Source organism: Actinomadura sp. 9N407 (genome assembly GCF_044326315.1).
GTDB lineage: Bacteria > Actinomycetota > Actinomycetes > Streptosporangiales > Streptosporangiaceae > Spirillospora.
The window spans coordinates 1-24,611 of sequence record NZ_JBIRAW010000023.1 but is presented as its reverse complement, the minus strand read 5'-3'; the positions used below and the strand labels follow the sequence as shown (position 1 = coordinate 24,611).

The window sequence follows — 24,611 nt, the reverse complement described above, 5'->3', positions numbered from 1 at the left end:
GGCTCGGCATAGGAACGGCTCCCGGAACGCTCGTTCTGGGAGCGCAGGTGGGAGGGCGCCACCACGGCGCGCTCCCTCTCCTGGTCCTGCTCATCGGCGGTGTCATCATGGCCACGCTCCTGGCCGCCCAAGGACGGCTCGGCCTGCGCCCACCCGCCGGTGAGAACGCCACGCTCGCCGAACTGTCCCCGCGCTACCTCCCGCCCCTCACCGACCGCGCCGTGACCGGCCTCCTCGCCCTGGCCATGATCGGCTGGTTCGGCTTCAACATCGGCCTGGGCGGCGGCGCGGTCGCCGCGCTGACCGGCATGCCCGACGGCGCCGGCGTCCTGCTGCTGACCCTGCCGATCGTCGCGGTCCTGCTGAAGGGCGGCGGCAACTGGAACGCCGTCGCCCTGGTCACCACCCTGACCGCCATCGCCCTGATCGCCGTCGTCGCCGTACGGCTGGCCCCGTCCGCACCGCCGGTGACGCTCGCGCCGGACGGTCCTCCCCTCGTCCTGATCGCCGACCTGGCCGGATACATCGGATACGTCTCGGTCTTCGCCGTCCGCGCTCCCGACTTCACCGTCGGGCTGCGAGGCCGCCGCGACCTGTGGTGGTGCGTCGGCCTCCTCGTCGTCCCCGCCCTGGCCGCCTCCATCGTGGGCGCCGGGCTGGCCGCCTCCAGCGGATCCACCGACGTCGTCGCCGTCCTGGCCGGACCGGACGGCCTTCCCGTCGCCAACCTCTTCGTCGCCGCCGCCGTCATCGCCCCGACCCTGGCCGCCGTCCACTCCGGCGTCTTCGCCGTACGCCGCTTCGCTCCCCGGCTGCCCCCGGCCTACGCCGTGCTGGCGATAGCCGTCCCCGGCGCCGTACTCGCGGCGATGCGCGTGGACCGCCTCCTGCTCGACTGGCTCACCCTCCTTGCCGCCACCCTCCCCGCCCTGATCCCACCCATGACCGCCGAAGCCCTCCGCCGCCGCCGTACGAGAGCCCTCGCGGCGGTAGGAGTTCGTACGTCATCGGCTCCGGAGGACGGGCCCACGCCGACCGAGCCACCTGCGGCGCCCGGACGGCACGTGCCGACCGGACGGCACGTGTCGTCGTGGCTCTGGGCACCGGGCGCGGCCCTGGCCCTGACCTTGACACTGGCCGGCTTCGCGGCGGCGGCGCCGGTGGGGCTGGTGGTGTCGGCCTTGGCCACTGTGGCGCACAGCTTCCTCGCCAAACGGCGCGGGATTCGTTCTTGACGGGTCAGGAGGCTTCTCGTACGTTCAGAAAGCGCTTACAGAAAGCGCTTTCCAGCCACACCCCACCCCCCTTGGACGGCCGGAATGCGAAGACTGAGATGGACCGTACCGACGACCGTGGCGCTGCTCGCGTCGCTGCTGGCGATACCGCCGGCGCACGCGGCCGACCCGATCAAGGACCCGATCCCGGAGGACCCCGCCGCCTCCGGGCTCGGCCTGGTCCTGGAGGAGGTCGCCCAGCTCCCCACGTCCACGCCGACACCCCCCGAGCTGGTGACCGACCCGAGGCTGAAGCGGCACAACCGGATCAACTACGTCGGTGAGATCCCCGACGGGTCCGGGCGGTTCTTCGTCCCCGACCTCAACGGCAAGCTGTACTTCCTCGACAAGAAGACCAAGGAGCAGAAGACCTACCTGGACGTGGGCGCCACGTTCGCGCCGGACTTCTTCTCCGCCCAGGGGCTCGGCCAGGGCTTCGGCTTCACGGCCTTCCACCCGGACTTCAAGCGGAACGGCAAGTTCTACACGATCCACGTCGAGGCCGGATCCGCGCTCACGAACAAGAAGCCGGACCTGACGCCCCAGCCGAAGACCGCCTACCACGGCGTCATCAACGAGTGGACGACGAACGACCCGTCCGCCGACTCGTTCGAGGGCACCCGGCGCGAGATCCTGCGGGTCGGGTTCTCCGGCCGGATCCACGGCATCCAGCAGATCGACTTCAACCCCAACGCCAGGCCCGGCGACCGCGACTACGGCAAGCTCTACCTGGCCGTGGGCGACGGCGGCAACGGCAACGTCGGCGCCAACGGCGGCGACCCGCAGAACCTCGGCGTCCCGCAGGGCAAGATCCTCCGGATCGACCCGGCCGGGAACGACGGCGCCAACGGCGAGTACGGCATCCCCGACGACAACCCGTTCGCGGGCCAGGCGGGCAAGGTCGGCGAGATCTACGCGTACGGCATGCGCGACCCGCACCGGTTCAGCTGGGACACCGGCGGGAAGAAGCGGATGTTCCTCGCCCACATCGGCGAGCACGCGATCGAGTCGATCCACCAGATCTCGCCCGGCAGCAACCTCGGCTGGAGCGAGCGCGAGGGCGGGTTCCTCTTCGACGAGGCCGACCGCTGCTTCCTCTACCCGCTGCCCGCCGACGACATCGAGAACGGCTACGAGTACCCGGTCGCGGCGTACGACCACGACCCACCACCCGGCCACTCCTGTACCTCCGACAGCGGCCACGCGATCTCCGGCGGCTACGTCTACCGGGGCGGCAAGTTGCCCGCACTGCGCGGCAAGTACCTGTTCACCGACATCGTGGACGGCCGCCTCTTCTACACCGAAGAGCGCGAGATGAAGCGCGACCCCGCCGGCCAGAAGCGCGCGCAGATCAACCAGTTCACCGCGTACGACACCACGGGCAGGCCCGTCACGATGCGCGAACTCGCCGGCGACGATCGCGTGGACCTGCGGTTCGGCATGGACGTCAAGGGCGAGCCGTACCTGGTGGCCAAGGCCAACGGCAAAATCTGGAAGATCGTCGGCACCCGGACCTTCGCCGACTGCACGACCTCGCCGGTACGGGTCGGCAACGCGACGGCCGCCGAGGACTGGGCTCCCGTCACCCCGTCCAAGTGGCGCTTCCCCGGCCGTGAGGTCGTGCTCGCCGAGGCGGGCGAGGCCCGTCCAGGCCCGCGGCGCCCGTTCGAGTACGCCGTGCTCAAGAAGGGACCCGAGCTGGGCTCCACCGACATCCGGGCCGAGGTCAGGCTCGACACCCCGGTCGAGGTGAGCAACCGGGACGTGATCGTCGTCTTCGGCTACCGGGACGACACGCACTTCTACTACGCCCATCTGTCCAGCGACAACAAGATCTACCCGCACAACGGGATCTTCGCCGTGAACGGCGCGGACCGGGTGCGCATCGACGGGCAGTGGAACGCCAACCGCTCGCAGGGCGCCCCACCCGCGATCAAGGACGCCGGCTGGCACGACGTCCGAGTCAAGCACTGCGCCGGTACCGGCGAGATCGGCGTGTACGTGGACGGCGCGAGGCACCCGCTGATGACGGCCGTGGACACCACGTTCGACTCCGGCCGGGTCGGCTTCGGCTCGTTCGACAACACAGGCAGCCTCCGCGCCCTGACGGTCACCGCCACCCGAGCCCCCGGGAGCCGAGGATGATCGTTCGTCGCGTCCCTGCGGTGCTGCTCACCGCCCTGCTCGGGGCCTCGCTCGCCGCCGTTCCGGCCCAGGCCCAGAGCCCGGGTCATGGCCCGAACGTCTTCCCGACCCTCAGACCCAACCTCGTGGCCTACTACGACTTCGACCATCCCGTACAGGGCAATCCGGCCCAGGAACGCGACCGTGGCCGTTCCGGTACGGACCTGGACCTGGTCAACGGCGGCGACGCGATGCGCGTCCGCGAACGTGGCCGCAAGGGGAACGCCCTCCAGCTCAAGCAGGTCAACCCCACCCTCGCGGGCAACGACGACTGGAAGGCGGGCGTCTACTCCCCGACCGGGGTGCCCTCGCTCAGCGCGTACAACGCCGCGAGCGGCGCCACGGTCATGGGCTGGTTCAAGATGACCGGCACCAACCCGAAGCCCAACTCCACCACCCCCGACCCGGGCGACTTCTTCAACGCGGTCGGCCTCGCGGGCGTCCTGACCGGTACGTCCCAGGGACACGACGTCCGGGCGCTGCTGGAGCTGATCAACGTCGACGGCGAGCTGCGCCTGGTCGCGCTCGGCCGCCGGGTGGACGGCGCCGCCTCGCAGACCTTCGCCGCCAGTGAGGACTGGCAGTCCATCCTGCCGACCGGCGCCTGGGTCCACCTGGCCGCGACGTTCGACTTCGACAACGGAACGATGGCCCTCTACAAGGACGGCAAGCCGCTGGCCGGCTTCTACACCCGCGACGACGACCCGTGGGCGGTCGAAGGCCCGCCCGAACCCGACCTCACCACCGCCTCCGACCCCCGCGGCATCAAGATCGGCGGAAGCTTCCCGCAGAACACCCGGGAGCAGAACCCCTGCGACTGCCGGATGGACACGCTGATCTTCCTGGACCGTCCCGCGACCGCCGCCGAGGTACGGCACCAGTACCGCCGCTGACCGTCCCACCCGGTCACCCGGCCGGTGATCACTCGACCCCGATCACCGGCCGGGCCCGCGTCTCGCCATGACAGAACGGAGCGATTCGTTCCGCTCATGGATCGACCGACCCCTGTGCCATGCTGCCGGCATGCCGCGAACGTACCGAGCCCTGACCGACGGCCTCGAAAGGCTTGGCGCACTCACTCCCGCGGAGGCCGAGGACGCTCTGGTCCGCGTGCGCTCCTGGTCGAAGGACCCCGACGAGGAGACCGATCCCGGTGAACTCCTCGCCATCCTCCATGACCTTCCCATCGCCGCCTACGTTCCCGACAAGGTGGACGACCTGGAGGAGGCCTACCGGGGGATCCTGGAGGACGCCGCGGCCTGCTCCCGCGGCTCGGTGACGATCGACGACATCGAGATGGTGGACGTCGACGGTGTGCCCTACCTGCATTTCCGCCGCAACGGCCGTTCCATCTGGTGGAGCCTGGAACACCTGTCGCCCCGTTACGTGGATCTGCTCACGATCGCCGAGAACTTCGGCGACCTCGCGCCATCCGACCACCGGGACTTCTTCCATGTCGAGACCGACGACGGCGCCGCCAGCGGCTGGTACGTCCTCCTCACCCATGAGCAGGGACGAATGCTGCGCGAGGAGTTCGGCCTGCCCTTGGACCACTGGGGCTACACCGGCCCAGCCGACGCCGTCATCACCGCGACCCCCGGCACGACCGCCTGGTACGTCGAAGACGACCGAGCGCGCATGGGCGAGCCGGCGCGCCGGTTCCTGGACGACTGGCTGGCCGGCATGGACACCGCCCTGGAACGCCGGCGTCCCGCCGGCCTCGATTTCACGCCGGCTTCCCTGCCGGTCCTGGAAGCGCAGATCCTGGAACGCTTCTCCGATGGCGACTCGGTGCGCGCCGATGACGAATTCGTCGAAGACGCCGTCCGGTACATCGGCGAGACCATCCTGCGCACCTGGCCGTCCCACTGGATCTACCGGCATTCCGATGAGCCCGGTTACCTGGACAACGTACCGATGGTGCGCGCCAACACCCCGATAGGTTTCCCGGGCATCTGCGTCCCTCTCTATGCCATCACGCACCTGGCACAGGACCGCGAGCCCGGCACACTGCTCCGCGCGGCGACGAAGGTCCGCGACGCGATCGACCTTCACGAGCAGGCCCGACTCGCCCGTACCAGAGGCGACCCCACCCGCCTCGACTGACGGCTCCCGGCGGGTCTGAAGAATTCTGTGCGAGGTGTCGGATCGGGCCGGCGCTCGTTCGTCTTGGGGGTGAAGGGGCCGAACGGCCCCGGCGTCCATCGGCGAACGAAGAGGAGCCATCATGAACGCGACACTGAACTCGATCGACATCGTGGTGTCCGACATCCAGGCGGCGATCGCCTTCTACGGCCGGCTCGGCGTGGAGTTCACGGTCGACCCGACGTACCCGGACCACGCCGGCTGCGACCTGCCGAACGGGCTGCACGTCATGCTGGACACCGAGAAGTTCCGCGGCAGCACGCAGACCAACGGCTGGAGCCGTCCGACGGGCGACCCGCGCAACTTCCTGGCCTTCCAGTTCTCCGCCCCGGCCGAGGTCGACGCCAAGTACGCCGAGCTGACCGGTGCGGGCCACACCGGCGTCCAGGAACCGTGGGACGCGTTCTGGGGCATGCGCTACGCCACCGTGCTCGACCCCGACGGCAACGGCATCGACCTGTACGCCTCGCTGCCCGCGGAATAACCCGCGCTATCCGTCGCCTTTCGGAACGTACAGGCGGATGTCATCGACGTACGCCGACCCCTCGTAGTAGTTCAGGTGCGGGTCGCCGATGATGAACGAGTCCGGGTAGGCCGAGCCCTTGGGCCAGGCGTGCTCGGTCGTGTACGTTCCGGCGGGGCCCTTGTGGACGAGCTTGCGGTCGAATCGGCCGTCGTACTCGCCGGGTGTCTGGTTGTAGTGCCAGATCGGGCGGCCGTCCTCCACGAACTTGTGGTGGGCGCGCAACGTGGTCTGCCCTGTGTGCAGGAACGGGCCGCTCATCTCGAGCGTGTACCCGGAGCGGTCACGTTCCACGGCGAACCGGTACGCGGCCTTCGGCAGGAGTTCGGGCCGCAGTTCGGCGCTGGTGAGGTGCCCCTGGAATCGGCCGCCCGGCCCGTACGACTCGTCCATGGAGACGTTCCCGCAGGCGGACTTGATGTAGTACTCGTTGCTGATGTTGTTGTTGGCGGCCTCGCGGAACTTGTCGCCGCGCGCGAACAGCGCGTTGACGCCGTTGAAGGTGCCGTCGAACGTCCGGTAGATCCGGCCGGTCTTGGGGTTGCAGGTGCCCGCGTTCTTCCAGCGGTCGTCGTCGCTGTAGTAGCCGTCCATGATGACCTTGCGCCGGTAGTGGATGCCGGGATTGCCGTGCGGCGCGGGGGTCGGGTAGTCGAGGATCGTCATGTAGTAGAACCCGTTCTCCCGCGTCACGTCGGGATACTCGCAGCGCGTCTTGCCGGGCAGCGCGCCCTGGAACGTCCACGGGTACCGGGTCTTGCAGGGCTCCCTGGTGTAGCCGTTGTGCTTGCCGTCGTAGTCGAAGCGGCCGCCGCGCTCACCGCCGAAGTCGATGCCGCGCAGCGTCATCTCCACGCGGTAGCGCGGCGGCAGCGGGCGGCTGGGGCGGATCAGGACCCCGGCGTCCCAGCTCGGCTCCGAGATCCGCGCGACCTTCTGCCCGTCCGGCAGTGCCGCGGTGGACAGGCCGGGCCGCGAGTCGGGACGGCCGTTCCGGTCCTTGTCGACGGCCGCGACCTCGGCGGTCAGCCATCCCTCGCTGCCGAACGCGACGCGCTTGCGGAACACGTTCAGCTCGGCGAGCCGGCGCTCGAACAGCGGTCCGCTGATCTTCTTCCAGGCCTCGCCGTCATCGTCGAACGCGTCGACATGCCACGGGCTGCGCGGCCCGTGGGGATCCCGCCGCCACGGGGCCCCGTCCACCTTCAGCGGCCGGTCGAAGCCCTCCTGCGCCACCAGGACCCAGCCGGCGCCACGTTCAGTGGTGCCGGCCGCCGTCCCGGTGCCCCCGGGCCAAGCCACCGAGGTCGCCGCTACAGCGGTCGCTCCGGCGGCCACGCCGACCTTCCAGCGTCTTTTCAACACGCGCATGCCAGCGGACCTTACGGTCACCAAGGGTCGCGTTCAGAGGCGATGTGCCGTTCGACGTGGTGTCTTGCCCATTCCTTGGCCAACGCATTCCTTGGACAACGCGTTCCTTGGCCGACACTGGGTCGGGCCTACTCCGAACAGGGTTCGTCAGTGGCGGGCGAGGGCCCGGCGGCGGTGGCCCAGGGGCGGGAGCCGGTTGGACTCGAAGCCCTTGATGGGACGCAGGAGGCTGGCGGCTCCTCGCACGGTGGCCTCGGCGGCGTTCTCCGCGACGCGGGCACGCAGGCCGGTGCCGGTACGGATCAGTTCGTCCAGGCCTGCCAGGCGGGCGCCGCCGCCGGTGAGAGTGATCCCCGAGGAGAAGAAGTGCCCTGCCATCTCCGGTGGGGCGGCGGCCACTGCGGTACGGACCGCGCGGACGATGGCGTCCAGCGAGGTCGAGATGGCCGCGTGGATGTCGGCGGACGACACCTCCACCGTACGGGGCAGGTCGGTGTCGCGGTCCTTGCCGTGGACGAGCGTACGGCGGTCCTCCCGCGGCACCGTGGCCGTGCCGACGGCGAGCTTGACGGTCTCGGCGGCGAGGGGCGCGATGATGAGGCCGTACTCTCGGCGGACGTAGGCGGCGATGGCCTCGTCCATGGTGGAGCCTCCGACCAGGGCGATGTGCCCGGTCAGCAGTTCGCCGGACAGGACCACGCCGACGTCGGTCACGTGCGCGCCGATGTCGGCCACGATCGCCACGTCCTCGCCGTGGGACGGCAGGCCCGCGCCGGCGGCGGCGGCGATCGGGGTGGGGATGAGGGTGAGCTGGCGGGCTCCGGCGGCGAACGCGGCGGTCCGTACGGCGCCCAACTGGACCTGGTTGATCACGCTGGGCACCGTGACGGCCATCCGCGGCTTGGACATGTAGCGGCGCCGGTGGTGGGTGCGCAGCAGGTAGCGCAGCAGGTCCTCGGTCTCGCCGGTCTCCGCCGGGACGCCGTTGCGGATCGGGTGGATCAGCCGGACGCCGCACTCCCGGTGCGCCAGCGCGAGCGCCGAGGTGCCGGTGGCCAGCATCCGCCCCGTGTCGTCGGCGCGGGCTATGGCGGACGGTTCGCTGGCGACGATGCCGCGGCCTTCGACGTACATCCGCATCATCGCGCTGCCGAGATCGATGGCAGTGGCTCGGCACGAGAAGTCACCCAGGGCCGTGAGTCCGTGAGCCATGCTGATGCCCTCCTTTTGCCGGGCTTGTCCGCTGGTCTCCCTTAACTCTGACCGTGCGTCGTATGCCGTAACACCACCGGCCTCTCCCGTTATGGCAAACCGGACGCCATCACCCGTTGCGGAGGAAGCGGGCGATGTCCTCCGGCGGGACGTCGTTGATCCAGGCGGCCATGCCGGATTCGGAGCCGGCCAGGTACTTGATCTTGTCCTGGGCGCGCCGTACGGAGAAGAGCTGGAGGTGCAGCCGGACCAGGTCGCGCGCGTCCACCGGGGCCTGGTGCCAGGCCGCCACGTACGGGAGCGGGGTGTCGTAGAGGGCGTCGCAGCGGCGGAGGAGGTCGCTGTAGACGAAGGCCAGTTCGTCGCGTTCCGCGGCGGTGAGGCCTGCGAGGTCCGGTACGTGGCGGTGCGGCATGAGATGGACCTCGACGGGCCAGCGGGCGGCGGCCGGAACGAAGGCGGTCCAGTACTCGCCCCGGTGAATGATGCGCGTACCTGCGGCGTGCTCAGCGGCCAGAACGTCGGCGAAGAGGTCGCCCTGGTGCGCGGAGGCCATGGCGAGCATGCGTTCGGTCCGGGGCGTGACGAACGGATACCCATAGATCTGGCCGTGCGGATGGTGGAGTGTCACCCCGATCTCGACGCCACGGTTCTCGAACACATAGACCTGCTTGATGTCCGGCATAGCGGACAGGGCCGCGGTGCGTTCGGCCCAGGCTTCGATGACCGTACGGACGCGGGAGACCGGCAGCAGGGCGAGGGACGAGTCGTGGTCGTCGGTGAAGCAGACGACCTCGCAGCGGCCGTTGCCGGGCGCGCGCGCGAACAGTTCCTGGCCGTCGACCGTGGACGCTACGCCGGGCGTTCGGGAGGAGAAGGACGGGAAGCGGTTCTCGAACACGGCGACGTCGTACGACGCGTCGGGGACCTCCGAGGCGGGACCGCCCGGGCACAGGGGGCACTGGTCCGGCGGCGGCAGGAACGTACGGGTGTTGCGGTGGGCGGTGACCGTCACCCAGTCGCCGGTGAGGGGATCGCGCCGGGTCTCGCAGAGCGGCTCGGTGGCCGGGAGGGGGCGCGGATCGGGCACCGGAACGCGGCCGGGCTTCTCGTCGAAGTAGAGGATCTCGCGGCCGTCGGCCAGCCTGCTGCGTAGGGGCACCACGCGGCGAGGCTAGCGGAGGAGCACAAGGGAACCGCACCCGGGCGGATCGCGATCCTCGCGGACCGGGAATGGATTCGGTACTCTGTATGCTGTACAGAGTTACACCGGGCATCCCGGACAGGACACCACCGACATGGAGGCGCTTTGACGCTCAACGGGTTCGACGTGGGCGGCGAGTTCGACCGGCAGGCCGGGACGCTGATCGGCAAGGGCTACCACCACCTGGCCGGGCTCGGCGAGGCGGAGTTCACCGCACTGCTGGCCCCGCTGCGCGCGACGGCGATCGAGCGCGGCGGCGAGCCGGAGCCGCCGGCCGAAGGCTCGGTCCCGTTCGTCCTGGTGGTCACACGCGAGCTGGCTCCGATCGCGGAGACCATCGCCCGGACGACGCTCGCCAGGAAGGACAAGCCCGGGATCATCGACCGGAACTACGCCGAGGGAGAGATCACCGACTTCGTCGCCACCAAGGAGGTCGACCTCCCCGACGCCCGCGCCTACCTGCTCTTCGGCATCGAGCGCGGCGAGGAGTTCTGCGGGGCCGTACCGAACGACGCGATGGCGGCGATCGCCGGGCGCGGCCGCACCCTGCTGACCATCGAGGAGGGCATCGCGCTGGTCACCCAGTTCCCCGCCGTCCTGGCCAAGAACAAGTGCTTCTCGCTGGGCGGATCGCGCTCCGGAGACCGCCGGGTGCCGGCGATCTGGATCAGCCAGAACGCGCCCAAGCTCGGCTGGTGCTGGGCCGGCAACCCGCACACCTGGCTCGGCATGGCCTCCGCCACAAACCGCGCAGGCACGCTAGACCGGCCTGCCGCCGACTAGGGCCACCCGCCTCCGGTCAGGGCCAGCGGTACGCGGTGCCCTCGCCCCGGACGTGGTACGGCTCGTAGCACATCGTGGTCACATGCTCGTCCTTGCAGCTCAGGCAGAGATAGGTGCGGTGACCGCGCAGCCCGCGACCGCGTCCGGCGCAGGGCGGGCACATGCAGGGCGACCAGCCGACGATGACGCGCCCAGGGGCCAGCCGGTGGCCCCGAGGGCACAGGAACGGCACATGCTCACGGCGGGTCGGCTGCACGGCACCACTGTAGTCGAACGTATGATCGAATAGACAGCCACCCGCATGCTCGCGTCCGAGCCGCCCGTCCGGACCGAGACGCCGATCAGGGCGATGACCAGTGATTTTGCGTTCTCGCCGGTTTAGCCCCAGGTCAACGGGGATTGAAGTGACTGAGGTCACGTGCCTGATTGGCCTGAGGAGGAAATCCCTGACCGCATCATGGGAGTTGCGCTAAGTGAGGATCGGGCCCGGCGCATGGGCCCGGCGCATCCGAGGGGAGGAACCAGAGTGACAACCGTATGGACCGCACTGCTGCTCGAGACCGGCGTCGGCCTGGCGATATCGGCCACTCTGGCCGCCTGGTCCCGTAAGCGCTTCGCCCGCCGCTGAGCGGGCTCGACGAACGCCCGACGAACGGCAGGACTCACCCGTCCCTGGACGCCCCGGAACCCACCCGTTTCGGGGCGTCCTCGCGTCCGGCCTGCTCGATCGGGACGCCCGCCGTCTCGGGGATCACCAGCAGCGGGCCGATGGCCACCAGCCCGGCCAGCATCAGGTAGTAGGCCGGGATGTAGTTGGAGCCGGTCACCTTGATCAGCCATCCCACCAGCACGGCGCACGTCCCGCCGAACAGCGAGGTGGAGATGTTGTAGCCGATCGCGAACGCCCCGTACCTGACCTTGGTCGGGAACATCGCCGGGAACGTGGACCCGATCACCGCCAGCATCAGCACCAGCATCCCGCCGATCATGGCGTAGCCGGCCGCGACGCCCAGCGCCCGCTCCGACTGCATGAACGCGAACGCCGGCCAGCTCAGCAGGACGAACCCGACCGCGGCCGTGATCAGCAGCGGTTTTCGCCCGATCCGGTCCGACCAGGCACCCAGCGGGATGATCACGGCGATCATCGCCAGCTCCACGCCGATCGTGATCAGCTGCGCCCGTACCTCGGGGACGCCGAGGTACGCGGTGAGATAGGACGGCATGAACGTCAGCAGCGTGTAGTCGGCGACGTTCAGCAGGAACACGATGCAGATCAGCTTGAGGATCATCGGCCAGGCGTGCAGCAGCGTCTCGCGCAGCGGCGCCTTGGACGTCTCGCCGGCCGCCTCCATGTGCTGGAACGCGGGGGTGTCCTCGATCCGGGTCCGCACGTACAGGCCGACGATGCCCAGCGGCAGCGCGATGAGGAACGGGATGCGCCAGCCCCAGGAGTGCATGGCCTCGTGGCTCAGCACGACATCGAAGCCCAGCACCAGCGCGGCGCCCGCGACGTAGCCCGACAGCGTGCCGAGCTCCAGGAAGCTGCCGTAGAACCCGCGTTTCTCCGTCGGCGCGTACTCGGCGATCATCGTCGCCGCGCCGCCGTACTCGCCGCCGGTGGAGAAGCCCTGCACCAGCCGTACGGCCAGCAGTGCCAGCGGCGCCGCGATCCCGATCGTCGCGTAGCCCGGCAGGATGCCGATCACGAAGGTGGAGCCCGACATCAGGATGATCGTCATGGCCAGCACCCGCTTGCGCCCGATCCGGTCGCCCAGCGGGCCGAAGAACATCCCGCCGAACGGGCGGGCGATGAAGGCCGCCGCGATCAGCGCGAACGAGCGCAGCGTGGCGCTGCCGCCCTCGTCCGGCGGGAAGAACACGGTGCCGACGATCGAGGTGATCACACCGGCGCTGAACACCCCGAAGTCGAACCACTCGATCGCGTTGCCCATCGCCGAGGCGACGACGGCCTTGCGGACCGTCGCCGGGGACGGGGGAGCCTCCTGGTCCTCGCCCTTTCCCGGACCGTCGGACACGGGATCGTCCTTCAACGACATGCCGGTAGCTGTCCCCCGAGAACGGGTGACCTAACGCCGGGAAGATCATGGCGACCGGGCCGTCCGGACGATCAATTCGACTAGAAATGACGATAAATCCCATCAAGGTCACTAATGTGCCCTTGATGGGACGACACACGAGCGCGCGGGAGCGGCAGGGACCGGAGAACCACCGCCGGACGGGCGTTCACGTGGCCGTCCTGGTCGCCCTCCTGGCCGGAGCGGGCGCGACCGTCTTCGCCGTCGCCGGGGTACCGCCGACCGGCGGCCCGGGGCGTACCGCCGTGCCCGTACCGAACGGGGCCCGGTCGGCGCCGATCGGCCGCGCGGAGACGCTGGTGATCGCCGTGACCGGCCCCGCGTGCGACGTCAAGGTGCGCCGCGCGGACGGCGCCGTCCTGCTCAAGGAACGGCTGCCGCGCGGCAGGACCGTCCGCTTCGGCGATCCGCGACTGGACGTCGAGTTGAGCGACGCGAGCGCCGCCAAGGTCTACGTCAACGGCTCGCTGCGACCGCTGGGGCCCGCGGGAAAGCCGACCAACTTCACCGCCGCCCGCCCTAAGACCGCTCGTCCCTAGGACGCTTTGGCCTGCCGGATCTCGGCCAGGTCGGCGGTATCGGACGTGGAGCCGTCATCGGCTTCCTCGTCACCGTCGGCGGCCTTGCCGTTCTTGGCCGGCCTGCGAGCCCTGCCCGCCTTACGGGCCCTGTCGGCCTGGCGAGGCCTGTCCGCCTCGGCGGCCCTATCCGACTCGACGGCCTTGTCCGGCTCGACGGCCTCGACGGCCTCGATGGCCTCGTCGGCCTCGGTGTCGAAGAGGGCCGGGAGTGCCTGGGTGCGCTGCGGGTCCTCGTTCGGCTCGTACTCGGGGATCGCCACCAGCGCCTGGGTCACCTGCGCCTCGCGGGTGATCACGCCGCTGGCCAGCACGGTGTAGCGGTGCCGCAGCCCGCCGTTCTCGCGCAGCAGGTCGTCGATCTCCCGGCGCGACCTGGCGATCCGCTTGCTCATCCGCACATGGACGGCGAAACCGCCGAAGGCGATCCCGAGGATGAACCCGGCGAGCAGCGGTACCCACATCGCCGCCAGGGCGGCGGCCACCAGGACGATCACCGCCAGGAGTGCGCCGGCGTGTCGCTCCGCCCGGTCCAGGACGGCGTTGACGCGCTTGGGGATCCTCACTCGCCATTCCTCCCTACTTCGTCTTCAACGGCCCGGGTCGTCCAACGGCCGTCCAACGGCCCGGGTCCTGCACGCGGTGGCCCGGGCCTGGTCCGAGTGCGGGCGTACGAGGGCAGCCCGTTCCTCAGGGTTCCGCGGTCGTGTTCGGCGGGCTCGCGGGGCGTACGTTCGTCCGGTGCCCGCCCGGCTCTTCATGAACACTGGCACTTCATGAACACCGTGCTCTTCATGAACGGTGTGACCGGCTCGGCATGTTCCTGGACGGGTTGAGTTTCGCGCCACAGGCGCGCCCCTAACTCGGTCGGCGGGCATGTGGGGCCTCCCTGAGCCTAACAGCATGTGACGAAGAAGCCTCCATCAAGGGCTTTCCGTCACTGATCGTGTCCCGCCGCCCGGCGCGCCCGCCGGGTACGGCCGCCCGTACGGGCCGGTCGGGATGCGAGCACCGCCCACCGCGGAATATCGTCCTAAGAATGAGCAATCACTTTGACGTCGTGGTCCTGGGCTCGGGCCCGGGTGGATATGTCGCCGCGATCCGGTCGGCACAGCTCGGGCTGAAGACGGCGATCATCGAGGAGCGGTTCTGGGGCGGGGTCTGCCTGAACGTGGGCTGCATCCCCTCCAAGGCGCTGCTGCGGAACGCCGAGCTGGCCCACATCTTCACCCATGAGGCCGACAAGTACGGGATCAAGGCCGAGGGGCCGGTCTCCTTCGACTACGGCAAGGCGTTCCAGCGCAGCCGTGAGGTCTCGGAGAAGCTCGTCAAGGGCGTCCAGTTCCTGATGAAGAAGAACAAGATCACCACATTCGACGGGCGCGGTACGTTCACCGACCCCAACACCCTGCAGGTCGCCAGGACCGACGGCGGCACCGAGACCGTCACCTTCGGCAACTGCATCATCGCCGCCGGCGCGCACACCAAGCTGCTGCCCGGTACCTCCCTGTCGGAACGGGTCGTGACCTACGAGGAGCAGATCCTCAGCGCCGACCTGCCCGAGAGCATCGTCATCGCCGGCGCGGGCGCGATCGGCGTCGAGTTCGCGTACGTGCTGCACAACTACGGCGTCAAGGTGACGATCGTCGAGTTCCTCGACCGCATGGTGCCCAACGAGGACGCCGACGTGTCCAAGGAGCTGGCCAAGCGCTACCGCAAGCTCGGCGTCGACGTGCTGACCTCGACCCGGGTCGACTCGATCGACGACTCCGGCCCCAAGGTCAAGGTCACCGTCACGGGCAAGGACGGGAACCAGCAGGTCCTGGAGACCGACAAGGTCCTCCAGGCGATCGGCTTCCAGCCCAACGTCGAGGGGTACGGGCTCGAGAAGACCGGCGTCCGGCTGACCGAGCGCGGCGCCATCGACATCGACGGCTACTGCCGCACGTCCGTTCCGAACATCTTCGCCATCGGCGACGTGACCGCCAAGCTGATGCTGGCGCACGCGGCCGAGGCGATGGGCATCGTCGCCGCCGAGTCCATCGCCGAGGCCGAGACGATGGCGCTCGAGTACGTGATGATCCCGCGCGCCACGTACTGCCAGCCGCAGATCGCCAGCTTCGGCTGGACCGAGGCGCAGGCCAAGGAGCAGGGCTTCGACGTCAAGGTGGCCAAGTTCCCGTTCAGCGCCAACGGCAAGGCGCTGGGGATGGGCGAGGGCGACGGCTTCGTCAAGGTGATCAGCGACGACAAGTACGGCGAGATCCTCGGCGCGCACCTGATCGGCCCGGAGGTCACCGAGCTGCTGCCGGAGCTGACCCTGGCCCAGCAGTGGGACCTCACCGTGCACGAGGTGGCCCGCAACGTGCACGCGCACCCGACGCTGGGCGAGGCCATGAAGGAGGCCGTGCACGGACTGGCCGGCCACATGATCAACATGTGACGGTCCCGCTTTCGCACCGGTCGCGGGACCGCGCAACGAATCGCCGTCCCGCGACCGTGAAAGCAACGAACTACCAGGTCAGCGCAATGTCGGCGGCTGTGATCCGGGCGCCGCGGCTTCTAGGCTTTCGATCGTTCAGGCAGATGATCGATCATTGACCAGGAGCGCCCATGACCGTGTCGCCGGCGATGGAGCCGACCGCCCGGCCCGTCCGTACCGCGCCGCCCGTCCGTACCGCGCTGAAGCGCCGCTACCTGATGTGCCGCCCGGAGCATTTCGCCGTCACGTACGCGATCAACCCGTGGATGGACCCCGAGACCGGCGCCGACGCCGCGCTGGCCGTCGAGCAGTGGGAGGCGCTGCGCGCCGCGTACATCACGCTGGGGCACGAGGTCAGCCTGATCGACCCGATCGAGGGCCTGCCCGACATGGTCTTCGCCGCCAACGGCGCGCTGGTGGTCGGCGGCCGGGTGTACGGGGCGCGGTTCGCCTACCCCGAGCGTGCGGCCGAGGCTTTGGCGTACGTGGAGTGGCTGCGGAGCAACGGCTTCGCCGAGGTCCTCGAAGGGCTGCACACCAACGAGGGTGAGGGCGACTTCCTGACGCTCGGCCACATCATCCTGGCCGGGACCGGGTTCCGTACCGATCTCGCCGCCCACCAGGAGGCCCAGGAGTTCCTCGGCCGCCCGGTGGTGACGCTGCGCCTGGTCGACCCGCGGTTCTACCACCTGGACACGGCCCTGTTCCCGCTCGGCGACGACAACGTCGCGTACTACCCGGGCGCCTTCTCCCCCGGGAGCCGCGCGGTGCTGGAACGGCTGTTCCCGCACGCCGTCATCGCGGGCGAGCGCGACGCGGCGGTGCTCGGCCTCAACGCGGTCTGCGACGGCCGCAACGTCGTCATCAACGCCGAGGCGACCGGGCTCATCGAGACGCTGCGGCGGCACGGCTACGACCCCGTACCGGTGGACCTCTCCGAGTTGCGCAAGGCGGGCGGCGGTCCCAAGTGCTGCACGCTGGAGCTGAGGTTCCCCGGGTAGACGCGGCGCGCCAGCTTCCGGGTACGGAGGACGCCCACGAGCCCGACGGCCCACAGCAGGGCCTGAACGGTCCATGCCGCGCGGAACGCCTCGGGGGTGAACTCGCGGCCCGGGGACATCACGTCCAGGACGAGACCGATCAGCAGGATCGCGACGAGGGCCGCGACGAAGCCGCCCGCGTTCACGATGCCGGTCGCCGTGCCCTGCCGGGACGGCGGGTTGAACGTCCGGGCGTAGTCGAAGCCGATCATGGAGCCGGGGCCGCCCAGCGCCACGCACAGCACCAGCGCGACCAGCAGCCAGGTCGGCGCGGGCGGCGGTACGGCCAGCGTGACCGTCCAGGCGGTGATCATGAGGCCGACGATGCCGAGCACCAGCCAGGAGCGGCGCAGCGGATGCCGGGCGACCAGCTGCCCGATGATCGGCCCGGACACCATGGTGGTGAGCACGAAGACGGTGAGCAGCGTGCTGGCGGCGCCCGGCGACAGGCCGTGGCCGGAGACCAGGTAGGGGAAGCCCCACATCAGCGCGAACGTGTTCGCCGAGAACTGCGTGACGAAGTGGGTCCAGAGCCCGAGCCGGGTGCCGGGGTGCCGCCAGCAGGCGACGAGGTTGCCGCCCACCTCGCGCAGCGACGGCGGGGCGGGACGCGCGGCTCCGGGTGGACCGTTCCGGAGGAAGGCCAGCGCGAGCACGCCGACCAGCACGCCGAGGGAGGCGGCCGACCCGAACGCGGTCGTCCAGCCGGGGCCGTGCAGCAGCGCCACCATCGGGACCGCGCTCAGGATCTGGCCGAGCTGGCCGAGCAGTCCGGTGAGCTGCGTCACCACCGGGATCTGCCGCGCGGGGAACCACATCGTCACGATGCTCAGCACGCTGATGAACGTCATCGCGTCGCCCGCGCCGACCATGACCCGGGCGGCGACGGCGCCCGCCATGTCGTTGGAGAACGCCAGCAGCGCCTGCCCCGCGGCCATGAGGAGCGCGCCGCCGGCGACCATCCAGCGCGGCCCGATCCGGTCCAGCAGCAGCCCTACCGGGACCTGGAGCCCGGCGTAGACGAGCAGCTGGAGCACGGTGAACGAGGCCAGCATCCCGCCGGACGCGCCGTACCGGTCGGACGCGTCGAGCCCGGCGACACCGAACGAGGTGCGGTGCAGGATGGCCACGATGTAGGCGAGGATGCCGACCGACCACAGCACCCAGGCGAGCTTGGGGGCCCGGGATGTCGCGGGGGGCTTGCTGGGGGAGGGCGGATCGTCAGGCACGTCATACGACGATATGCGAGGTCGGATATGGCTCGTTCCATCGAGCAGGGTGATGTCGGCGACTCCAGGTGGCACGAGAACCGGTGGCGCGAGGTCTGCGGGCACCTCAACGCGAACCGGCACGCACTGGGACAGTCCGCGAGCCGGCATTATCCCGACCTGCTTCGCGTAGAGGGGACTCCTCTGCTGACCCGGCCCGAGTGGGTCCCGGACGAGCCGCTCCCCTTGGAGTCGGTACGGCTCGACTGGAATCCTCGTCCTGAACCTCCCGCTGTGGCCGACCCCACAGAAGGTCTCCCGCCGGGCTACCGCACGTACGCGGAGGCACTGGCGGCCTTGGCGCCTCCAAGAATCTTCGAGGACCGTCCCAGCTACCGGCTGCTCGACGCGGACCTGAAGGCAGGCACGCTGTCCTTCGGCCCCGGCCGCTACTTCGATGCGGTGAACGTAGGCGAGGCCGCCGCGCACGAACTCGCGGCCGAGACTCCTGGGCTGCCCCTAAGGCGACGTGTCGGGGATCCCTGCGACCTCTCCCGCCGTACGGCGCTGGTCGCCATCACCACGCTGACCGTCACCACGTCCGGCTCGTACGTACTGCACTGGCGCGACCCGGAGAAGGTCGCGCACGCGGGCGGGCTGCATCAGGTGATGCCCGTCGGGGTCTTCCAGCCCCTGGCGGACGAGCACGCGGACCTGGATCTGTGGCGGTGCATGGTCCGGGAGTTCAGCGAGGAACTGCTGGGCGCGAGCGAGGACTACGGGACCGGCTTCGACCAGGAGGCATGGCCGTTCCATCGGGACATCAGCGCCGCTCGCCGGGAGGGGCGGATCCGGGTCCACTGCCTCGGGCTGGGGGTCGATCCGCTGACGTTCGCGGTGGACGTGCTCACGGTCGCGGTCGTCGATGACGCGACGTTCGGCGCGCTCTTCGGCGAGCTCGTGGACGTCAACGCCGAGGGGCGGGTCAGGCTCGCCGCGTTCGACGGCACGGTCCCGGGCCCGATGCAGCCGGCCGGTGCCGCCGCGCTGAGGCTGGCGTGGCGGCACCAACAGGAATTGGGCCGCTAGGCCTTCGCGAGCGCCTTGAGCTCGTCCAGCGCGTCGGCGAGGTGGTCGATCAGCTCGGACGGGTCGGGCACCAGGTCGCGGCAGGCGACGATGCCGACGTCCACCTTGCCGTCGTAGGAGAACACGGTGATGTTGAGCCCGCCGCTGATATCGGTGATCACCGAGATCGGGTAGTAGCCGAGCACCCGGGCCCCGCACAGGTAGAGCGGGAACTGCGGGCCCGGCACGTTGGAGATGATCAGGTTCATCGGGCGCAGGTCCAGGCTGGGCAGCGCCTGCATCGCCATCCGGGCCATCGGCCCCATCAGCGGCGCGGGCAGGATGCCGGTCAGCTCCCGCAGCCAGCTGCCCGAGCTGGCCACGAACCGCCGCTTGCCGAGATCCAGATCGCCCCGTACGGCGGCGTAGCGCTCGGCCGGGTCCGGCAGGTGGGTGGCCAGCGGCGTGGTCATGATCGAGACCTGGTTGCCGGGATCGCCGCCGCCGCCGTCCTTGCGCAGCGACACCGGCACGCCCACGACGAGCGGGCCGTCCGGCAGTTCGCCGCGCTTGTCCAGCCATTGCCGCAGCGCGGTCGCGCACAGCGCCATCACCACGTCGTTGACGCTGCCGCCGAGCCCCTTGCGGATCTCCTTGATGTCGGCCAGGTCCAGTTCCCCGTACGCGACCGTGCGGTGCCGTCCGATCGGCAGGTTGAACGAGGTGGGCGGCGCGCTGACCCGGGGCGCCCTCGGTACCTCCTCGCGGCCCAGCGCGCCCTGCATCAGATGGCTCATCCGCCCGACGCCGGGGAGCTGCGAGACGCCGGGGATCTCGTCGAGGTACGGGGCGGTGCGCGCCATCGACAGGACGCTGCGCAGCGGATGCGCCGCGGCCTTGAGCAACCCGGTGCTGAACATGCTGAGCGCTCCGGGCGCGCGTTGAGGTTCGGCGTCGTCGGCGGGGAACTCGCGCGGTTCGGGCGACAGATCGAGCAAGGCGGCGAGCGTCTCGGCGGCCAGCACGCCGTCGATGGCGGCATGGTGGGCCTTGACGTAGAGGGCCGTACGACCGCCCTCCAACCCCTGGATCAGCACCATCTCCCAGAGCGGGCGGCCGCGGTCCAGGGGCCGCTCGTGCAGCATCGCGACCGCGTTCGCCAGCTGGGTCGCGTCGCCGGGCGCGGGCAGCCCGATCTCGAAGATGTGCCGCTCGGGATCGAAGCCGGGATCGTCCTCCCAGTACGGGCGGTCGAGGCTCAGGGGTACCTGGACGAGGCGCTGCCGCAGGGGCAGCGCCGCCAGGTGGGCGCGTTCGCGGACGAGATCGGCCACGGCGGCGACGGTGAGCCGCCCGCCGGGCCGGGAGGCGGCGTCGAGGATGCCCAGGCCCGCGATGTGCGCGTGCGTGGTGCTCGTCTCGGCGTTGAGGAAGGTGGCGTCAACGGTGGTCAGCTGGCTCATACTCGTCCGTCCCAGAGTGAATCGTTCAGTACGCCGGCCTGTCTCCTCTAGGAGGTATGAAATACCGGACGGTACGTCAATGCGGGCAATAGGGAAGTAACAGCGACTTAACCGGACGTATCACTGGGCTCAACTGGGAGATCCCTCGCACCGGTCGGCGATCCACACTTTCCGACCTCTTCTGGTCAAATAACTTCACTGCCGTGATCAAGGCCCGTTCCGGGACCGCCCGGAAGATCACGGCATTAGGCTGACCGGTCATGACGGGACGACCACTTTCGGAGATCGTCGAAGCGGGCTGGGCCAAGGCGCTGGACCCGGTCGCGGACCGGATCACGGCCATGGGCGGCTTCCTGCGCGCCGAGGTCGGCGCCGGGCGCCGCTACCTGCCCGCCGGCGACCGCATCCTGCGCGCGTTCACCCAGCCGTTCGACGACGTCCGGGTGCTGATCGTCGGGCAGGACCCGTACCCCACCCCGGGCCATCCGGTCGGGCTCAGCTTCTCGGTCGCGCCCGAGGTACGGCCGCTGCCCGGCAGCCTGATCAACATCTTCCGGGAGTACGGCACCGACCTCGGCCACCCGCAGCCGTCCAACGGCGACCTGTCCCCCTGGACCGGGCAGGGCGTCTGCCTGCTCAACAAGTCCCTCACGGTGATGCCGGGCAAGCCCGCCTCGCACCGCGGCAAGGGCTGGGAAGAGGTCACCGAGCAGGCCATCCGCGCGCTCGCGGCGCGCGGCCGCCCGCTGGTGGCGATCCTGTGGGGCCGCGACGCCCGCAACCTCAAGCCCCTCATGCCCGGCGTTCCGTGCATCGAGTCGGCCCATCCGAGCCCGATGTCGGCCGATCGCGGGTTCTTCGGCTCCCGCCCGTTCAGCCGCGCCAACCAGCTCCTCCAGGAGCAGGGCGCGGCCCCCGTGGACTGGAAGCTTCCCTAAAGCCTTGGGAATCGCTAGGGAAGGTCGGGCAGGCGCAGCAGCAGCGAGGTGAACTCGCGGGGCGCGGCCGTGTCCAGGGCACCGGACAGGGGCGTGAGACGGCGCTCGCCGTGGCTCCAGTAGACCCCAGGCGCGCACGGGTCCTCGGCGTCGGCGTGCATCTCCTTGACGACGTCGGCGAAGACCGGCAGCACCTCCAGCACCGCGGTGGAGGTGATCGGATACAGCAGCAGCGTGCTGTGGCACGGGACGCCGACCAGGGCGCCGTGCGCGTTCGGGCCGGGCAGGAACTGCTCCACCTCGCTGAGCAGCGCGGACACGTAGCGGCTGCCGGGCTTGGTCACCACGCGGACGTCGCGGCCAGGCAGGAGCGGCTGGTCGCGCACCGACACGTCGGCCAGCTCGCGGTCATGGGTGTTGGTCATCACGTAGCCGAGCTTGCGCAGTCCCAGCAGGCCGGCGCGCGCCTTGGTGAGCGGCCCGCCGTACCGCGGATGCTCGATCATCACCATCGCGTCGAAGTGGTCGCCCGCCGGGACCACGACCAGGCCCTCCCGGTCGCGCGGCGCGAGCTTGGGAACGATCCGCAGCCGCAGCAGCTCGCGCACGTCGCCGAACAGCTCCATCTCCCCGACGGCCAGGAACGCGCGGTGGCCGACCTCGCGGACCCACTCGTCCACGACGCCCGGCCAGGTCTCGCGGGGCTCGCGGGCGCACCGCTCCAGCACCGTCCAGGTGGAGGCGCGGGCCTCCGAACGGCCGACCGGAAGCACCACCTCGGACGTCCCGGGATCGAACCAGGCGCTGGGCGCCACGACCGGCAGCAGGTCCCGGATGAGCGCGTGCACGTCCACCGCCGCGTCCAACGGTTCCATGCTCATCCCCCTTCACCGGAGCGTTCAGATCACTGGTGTCCACCTTCTCAGAGTTACGCCCCGCCGCGCGATCGTTCGCGGCGGCGGGCGACTCGCCGTAGGGCGGTGCCCACGGTCCGGTAGCGTGCTCCCATGTCGGAAATCGTGTACCCACCGGTGATCAAGGCGGCCCAGGGCCTCTTCAAGGCCCTCGGCATCAAGTTCCGCCTTGAAGGAACCGAGCGCCTCCCCCGTACCGGTGGCGCGGTGCTCGTCAGCAATCACGTCAGCTACCTCGACTTCATCTTCGCCGGGCTCGCGGCCCACCCGGCCGGCCGGCTGGTGCGGTTCATGGCGAAGAAGGAGATCTTCGACAACCGGATCGCCGGCCCGCTGATGCGTGGCATGCACCACATTCCGGTGGACCGGCAGGCGGGCGCCGCCTCGTACAAGGCGGCGCTGACCGCGCTGAAGTCCGGCGAGATCATCGGGGTGTTCGCCGAGGCCACGATCAGCCGCTCGTTCACCGTCAAGGAGATCAAGAACGGCGCGGTGCGGATGGCGGTCGCCGCCGACGTACCACTGATCCCGATCACGCTGTGGGGACCGCAGCGGCTGTGGACCAAGGGCCGCAAGCGCCGGCTGCTGCAGCGCGGCATCCCGGTCACCATCCTGGTCGGCGAGCCGATGTACCCCAAGCGCGGCGATGACTACGACCAGGTCACCCGCGACCTGCACGCCCAGCTGTCGGGGCTGCTGGAGAAGGCCCAGCGCGAGTACCCGGTGCTGCCGACCGGCGCCGACCGCTGGTGGCAGCCCGCCTACCTCGGCGGTACGGCCCCCACGCCCGAAGAGGCCGAGGAGCTGGACCGCAAGGAGATCGAGGCCCGCAAGGCCAAGGGAACGGACGGTTAAATCAGTGGACGCTCCCCTGGGCGCCCCTGATCATTAATGTCATGACCGTGTCGGGAGAGAGGCCGCAGGAGATCTTGCATCTCGTCGGGCCGCCGGAGGCACCGGACGGCACCGGTCCCGGGGCCGATCCCGCGCTGCCGGTGGTGTTCAACCTCAGCGACAACAACTCCCCCGCCGACGTGATGGACGTGCTGTCGCTGCGCCCGTTCGCGTCCGGCGAGCAGCCCTGGTCGCGGTCCGCCCGCCTCGAGCACGTGAAGCCGGACGCGCCGCTGCGCCCCGGCGACGCGCGGCTGCTGCGCGTCGCGCACGAGCGCGGCAAGGAAGCGGTGCTCGCCGAGGGCGACGGCTGGACGCTGCTCGTCAACCGCTGGAAGAACGGCGCCGCCTACGTCGCGGTCTCCGCGGTCTCCGAAGCGCTGGCCGAGACCGTCATGGACGACTGCGTACGGGACGCCACCGAGCCGCCCAAGACCGACGAGACCAACGTCGAGATGGGCTTCTGGCACATGGGCCCGCACGGCCCCGTCCGTACCGAACGGGCCATCTCCGCCGACGCGTGGTCCGAGATCCGGCGCAACTACACGGCCCCGGTCGCCGACGCGCTCGACCAGGTCATGAGCCTCACCCGCGACGAGGTGGCGGGCCGCCTCCTGCTGCTGCACGGCCCGCCCGGTACGGGCAAGACGACCGCGCTGCGGGCATTGGCACGTTCCTGGGGCTCCTGGTGCCAGGCCGACTGCGTGCTCGACCCCGAGTCGCTGTTCGGGACGCCCAGCTACCTCATGGAGGTCGCGGTCGGCGAGGACGAGGACGAGGAGCGCCGGTGGCGGCTGCTCATCCTGGAGGACTGCGACGAGCTGATCCGCGGCGAGGCCAAGCAGTCGACCGGCCAGGGCCTGTCCCGGCTGCTCAACCTCACCGACGGGATGCTGGGCCAAGGCCGCGACGTCCTGGTGGCCATCACGACGAACGAGGACCTGACCCGCCTGCATCCGGCGATCGTCCGCCCGGGCCGCTGCCTGGCGCAGATCGAGGTGGGCCCGCTCACCCGCGGCGAGTCGCTCGCCTGGCTGGACGGCGAGGCCCCCGACGCCGACATCGCCTCGGACGGCGCCACCCTCGCCGAGCTGGTCGCCCTCCGCAAGGGCGAGAAGGCCCCCACCACCCAGCAGCCCCCCTCGTCCGCAACAGGCTTCTACCTGTAGACCAGCCCCCGCTCCCTCCGTTGACTCGTGGCGTGTTCGCCTTTTCCAGGGCCGCGATAGGGCGA

The 24,611-nt window shown here is 70.2% G+C and carries 22 protein-coding genes; 13 read left to right on the top strand and 9 right to left on the bottom strand.

Features of this window, described 5'->3' with window-relative positions:
* Positions 1 to 47 precede the first annotated feature (47 nt).
* From ACH34Q_RS30410 to ACH34Q_RS30390, 5 genes are all read left to right on the top strand, one after another.
* The gene (locus tag ACH34Q_RS30410) at positions 48 to 1,235 is read left to right on the top strand and encodes a hypothetical protein (protein WP_395986530.1); all 1,188 of its coding nucleotides are present in this window, start codon (positions 48 to 50) and stop codon (positions 1,233 to 1,235) included.
* Positions 1,236 to 1,319: 84 nt separating this feature from the next.
* Positions 1,320 to 3,419: a PQQ-dependent sugar dehydrogenase gene (locus tag ACH34Q_RS30405; protein ID WP_395986529.1), complete on the top strand. Its 2,100-nt coding sequence runs from the start codon at positions 1,320 to 1,322 to the stop codon at positions 3,417 to 3,419.
* Entirely contained in the window at positions 3,416 to 4,351 is a 936-nt protein-coding gene (locus tag ACH34Q_RS30400) for a hypothetical protein (RefSeq protein ID WP_395986528.1), read from the top strand. The genes ACH34Q_RS30405 and ACH34Q_RS30400 overlap by 4 nt, the downstream gene beginning before the upstream one ends.
* Before the next feature lie 130 nt (positions 4,352 to 4,481).
* A complete protein-coding gene (locus ACH34Q_RS30395; protein ID WP_395986527.1) occupies positions 4,482 to 5,564 on the top strand; it encodes a hypothetical protein in 1,083 nt (360 codons plus the stop codon).
* Positions 5,565 to 5,685: 121 nt separating this feature from the next.
* Positions 5,686 to 6,087, top strand: coding sequence for a VOC family protein (locus ACH34Q_RS30390; protein WP_395986526.1), 402 nt, complete (start codon positions 5,686 to 5,688; stop codon positions 6,085 to 6,087).
* Between the two features lie 6 nt (positions 6,088 to 6,093).
* Here ACH34Q_RS30390 and ACH34Q_RS30385 read toward each other — a convergent pair whose 3' ends face one another.
* The 3 genes from ACH34Q_RS30385 to galT all read right to left on the bottom strand — a co-directional run bounded on the left by ACH34Q_RS30385 (position 6,094) and on the right by galT (position 9,874).
* Complete coding sequence (locus tag ACH34Q_RS30385) at positions 6,094 to 7,497, bottom strand: hypothetical protein (protein WP_395986525.1); 1,404 nt, start codon at positions 7,495 to 7,497, stop codon at positions 6,094 to 6,096.
* Positions 7,498 to 7,644: 147 nt separating this feature from the next.
* Positions 7,645 to 8,709, bottom strand: a complete 1,065-nt coding sequence (locus tag ACH34Q_RS30380) for a rod shape-determining protein (RefSeq protein ID WP_395986524.1) — start codon at positions 8,707 to 8,709, stop codon at positions 7,645 to 7,647.
* Between the two features lie 109 nt (positions 8,710 to 8,818).
* The gene (galT, locus tag ACH34Q_RS30375) at positions 8,819 to 9,874 is read right to left on the bottom strand and encodes a galactose-1-phosphate uridylyltransferase (RefSeq protein ID WP_395986523.1); all 1,056 of its coding nucleotides are present in this window, start codon (positions 9,872 to 9,874) and stop codon (positions 8,819 to 8,821) included.
* A gap of 144 nt (positions 9,875 to 10,018) precedes the next feature.
* Here galT and ACH34Q_RS30370 point away from each other — a divergent pair, with 144 nt between their 5' ends.
* Positions 10,019 to 10,696: a DUF5701 family protein gene (locus ACH34Q_RS30370; protein ID WP_395986522.1), complete on the top strand. Its 678-nt coding sequence runs from the start codon at positions 10,019 to 10,021 to the stop codon at positions 10,694 to 10,696.
* Between the two features lie 16 nt (positions 10,697 to 10,712).
* Here the strand turns inward: ACH34Q_RS30370 and ACH34Q_RS30365 are convergent, their stop codons facing one another.
* Together ACH34Q_RS30365 and ACH34Q_RS30360 are read right to left on the bottom strand one after the other, a co-directional pair.
* The gene (locus ACH34Q_RS30365) at positions 10,713 to 10,952 is read right to left on the bottom strand and encodes a hypothetical protein (RefSeq protein WP_395986521.1); all 240 of its coding nucleotides are present in this window, start codon (positions 10,950 to 10,952) and stop codon (positions 10,713 to 10,715) included.
* A 406-nt stretch (positions 10,953 to 11,358) separates the two neighbouring features.
* Positions 11,359 to 12,732 carry an MFS transporter gene (locus ACH34Q_RS30360; protein ID WP_395986520.1) on the bottom strand — a complete coding sequence of 458 codons (1,374 nt, stop codon included), beginning with the start codon at positions 12,730 to 12,732 and terminating at the stop codon, positions 11,359 to 11,361.
* A 146-nt stretch (positions 12,733 to 12,878) separates the two neighbouring features.
* Here ACH34Q_RS30360 and ACH34Q_RS30355 point away from each other — a divergent pair, with 146 nt between their 5' ends.
* Entirely contained in the window at positions 12,879 to 13,331 is a 453-nt protein-coding gene (locus ACH34Q_RS30355) for a RodZ domain-containing protein (RefSeq protein WP_395986519.1), read from the top strand.
* Here the strand turns inward: ACH34Q_RS30355 and ACH34Q_RS30350 are convergent.
* Positions 13,328 to 13,936 carry a hypothetical protein gene (locus ACH34Q_RS30350; protein WP_395986518.1) on the bottom strand — a complete coding sequence of 203 codons (609 nt, stop codon included), beginning with the start codon at positions 13,934 to 13,936 and terminating at the stop codon, positions 13,328 to 13,330. The two genes, ACH34Q_RS30355 and ACH34Q_RS30350, sit on opposite strands and share 4 nt — an antisense overlap.
* Positions 13,937 to 14,409: 473 nt before the next feature.
* On the opposite strand from ACH34Q_RS30350, the gene lpdA reads away from it, so the two are divergent.
* On the top strand, positions 14,410 to 15,813 hold the full coding sequence (gene lpdA, locus ACH34Q_RS30345; protein ID WP_395986517.1) for a dihydrolipoyl dehydrogenase: 1,404 nt from the start codon (positions 14,410 to 14,412) through the stop codon (positions 15,811 to 15,813).
* A gap of 170 nt (positions 15,814 to 15,983) precedes the next feature.
* A complete protein-coding gene (gene ddaH / locus ACH34Q_RS30340) occupies positions 15,984 to 16,853 on the top strand; it encodes a dimethylargininase (RefSeq protein ID WP_395986516.1) in 870 nt (289 codons plus the stop codon).
* Here ddaH and ACH34Q_RS30335 read toward each other — a convergent pair.
* The gene (locus ACH34Q_RS30335) at positions 16,763 to 18,121 is read right to left on the bottom strand and encodes a nitrate/nitrite transporter (RefSeq protein WP_395986515.1); all 1,359 of its coding nucleotides are present in this window, start codon (positions 18,119 to 18,121) and stop codon (positions 16,763 to 16,765) included. The genes ddaH and ACH34Q_RS30335 overlap by 91 nt on opposite strands.
* 27 nt (positions 18,122 to 18,148) lie before the next feature.
* On the opposite strand from ACH34Q_RS30335, the gene ACH34Q_RS30330 reads away from it, so the two are divergent.
* Positions 18,149 to 19,189: a hypothetical protein gene (locus ACH34Q_RS30330; protein WP_395986514.1), complete on the top strand. Its 1,041-nt coding sequence runs from the start codon at positions 18,149 to 18,151 to the stop codon at positions 19,187 to 19,189.
* Here ACH34Q_RS30330 and ACH34Q_RS30325 read toward each other — a convergent pair.
* On the bottom strand, positions 19,186 to 20,631 hold the full coding sequence (locus ACH34Q_RS30325; RefSeq protein ID WP_395986513.1) for a wax ester/triacylglycerol synthase family O-acyltransferase: 1,446 nt from the start codon (positions 20,629 to 20,631) through the stop codon (positions 19,186 to 19,188). The two genes, ACH34Q_RS30330 and ACH34Q_RS30325, sit on opposite strands and share 4 nt — an antisense overlap.
* 260 nt (positions 20,632 to 20,891) lie before the next feature.
* On the opposite strand from ACH34Q_RS30325, the gene ACH34Q_RS30320 reads away from it, so the two are divergent.
* Complete coding sequence (locus ACH34Q_RS30320; RefSeq protein WP_395986512.1) at positions 20,892 to 21,569, top strand: uracil-DNA glycosylase; 678 nt, start codon at positions 20,892 to 20,894, stop codon at positions 21,567 to 21,569.
* Between the two features lie 14 nt (positions 21,570 to 21,583).
* Here the strand turns inward: ACH34Q_RS30320 and ACH34Q_RS30315 are convergent, their stop codons facing one another.
* Positions 21,584 to 22,444 (bottom strand): hypothetical protein, encoded by an 861-nt coding sequence (locus ACH34Q_RS30315; protein WP_395986511.1) that lies wholly within the window; start codon positions 22,442 to 22,444, stop codon positions 21,584 to 21,586.
* A 132-nt stretch (positions 22,445 to 22,576) separates the two neighbouring features.
* On the opposite strand from ACH34Q_RS30315, the gene ACH34Q_RS30310 reads away from it, so the two are divergent.
* Together ACH34Q_RS30310 and ACH34Q_RS30305 are read left to right on the top strand one after the other, a co-directional pair.
* The gene (locus ACH34Q_RS30310; protein ID WP_395986510.1) at positions 22,577 to 23,338 is read left to right on the top strand and encodes a lysophospholipid acyltransferase family protein; all 762 of its coding nucleotides are present in this window, start codon (positions 22,577 to 22,579) and stop codon (positions 23,336 to 23,338) included.
* 41 nt (positions 23,339 to 23,379) lie between these two features.
* On the top strand, positions 23,380 to 24,546 hold the full coding sequence (locus ACH34Q_RS30305; protein ID WP_395986509.1) for a DUF5925 domain-containing protein: 1,167 nt from the start codon (positions 23,380 to 23,382) through the stop codon (positions 24,544 to 24,546).
* Positions 24,547 to 24,611: the final 65 nt, after the last annotated feature.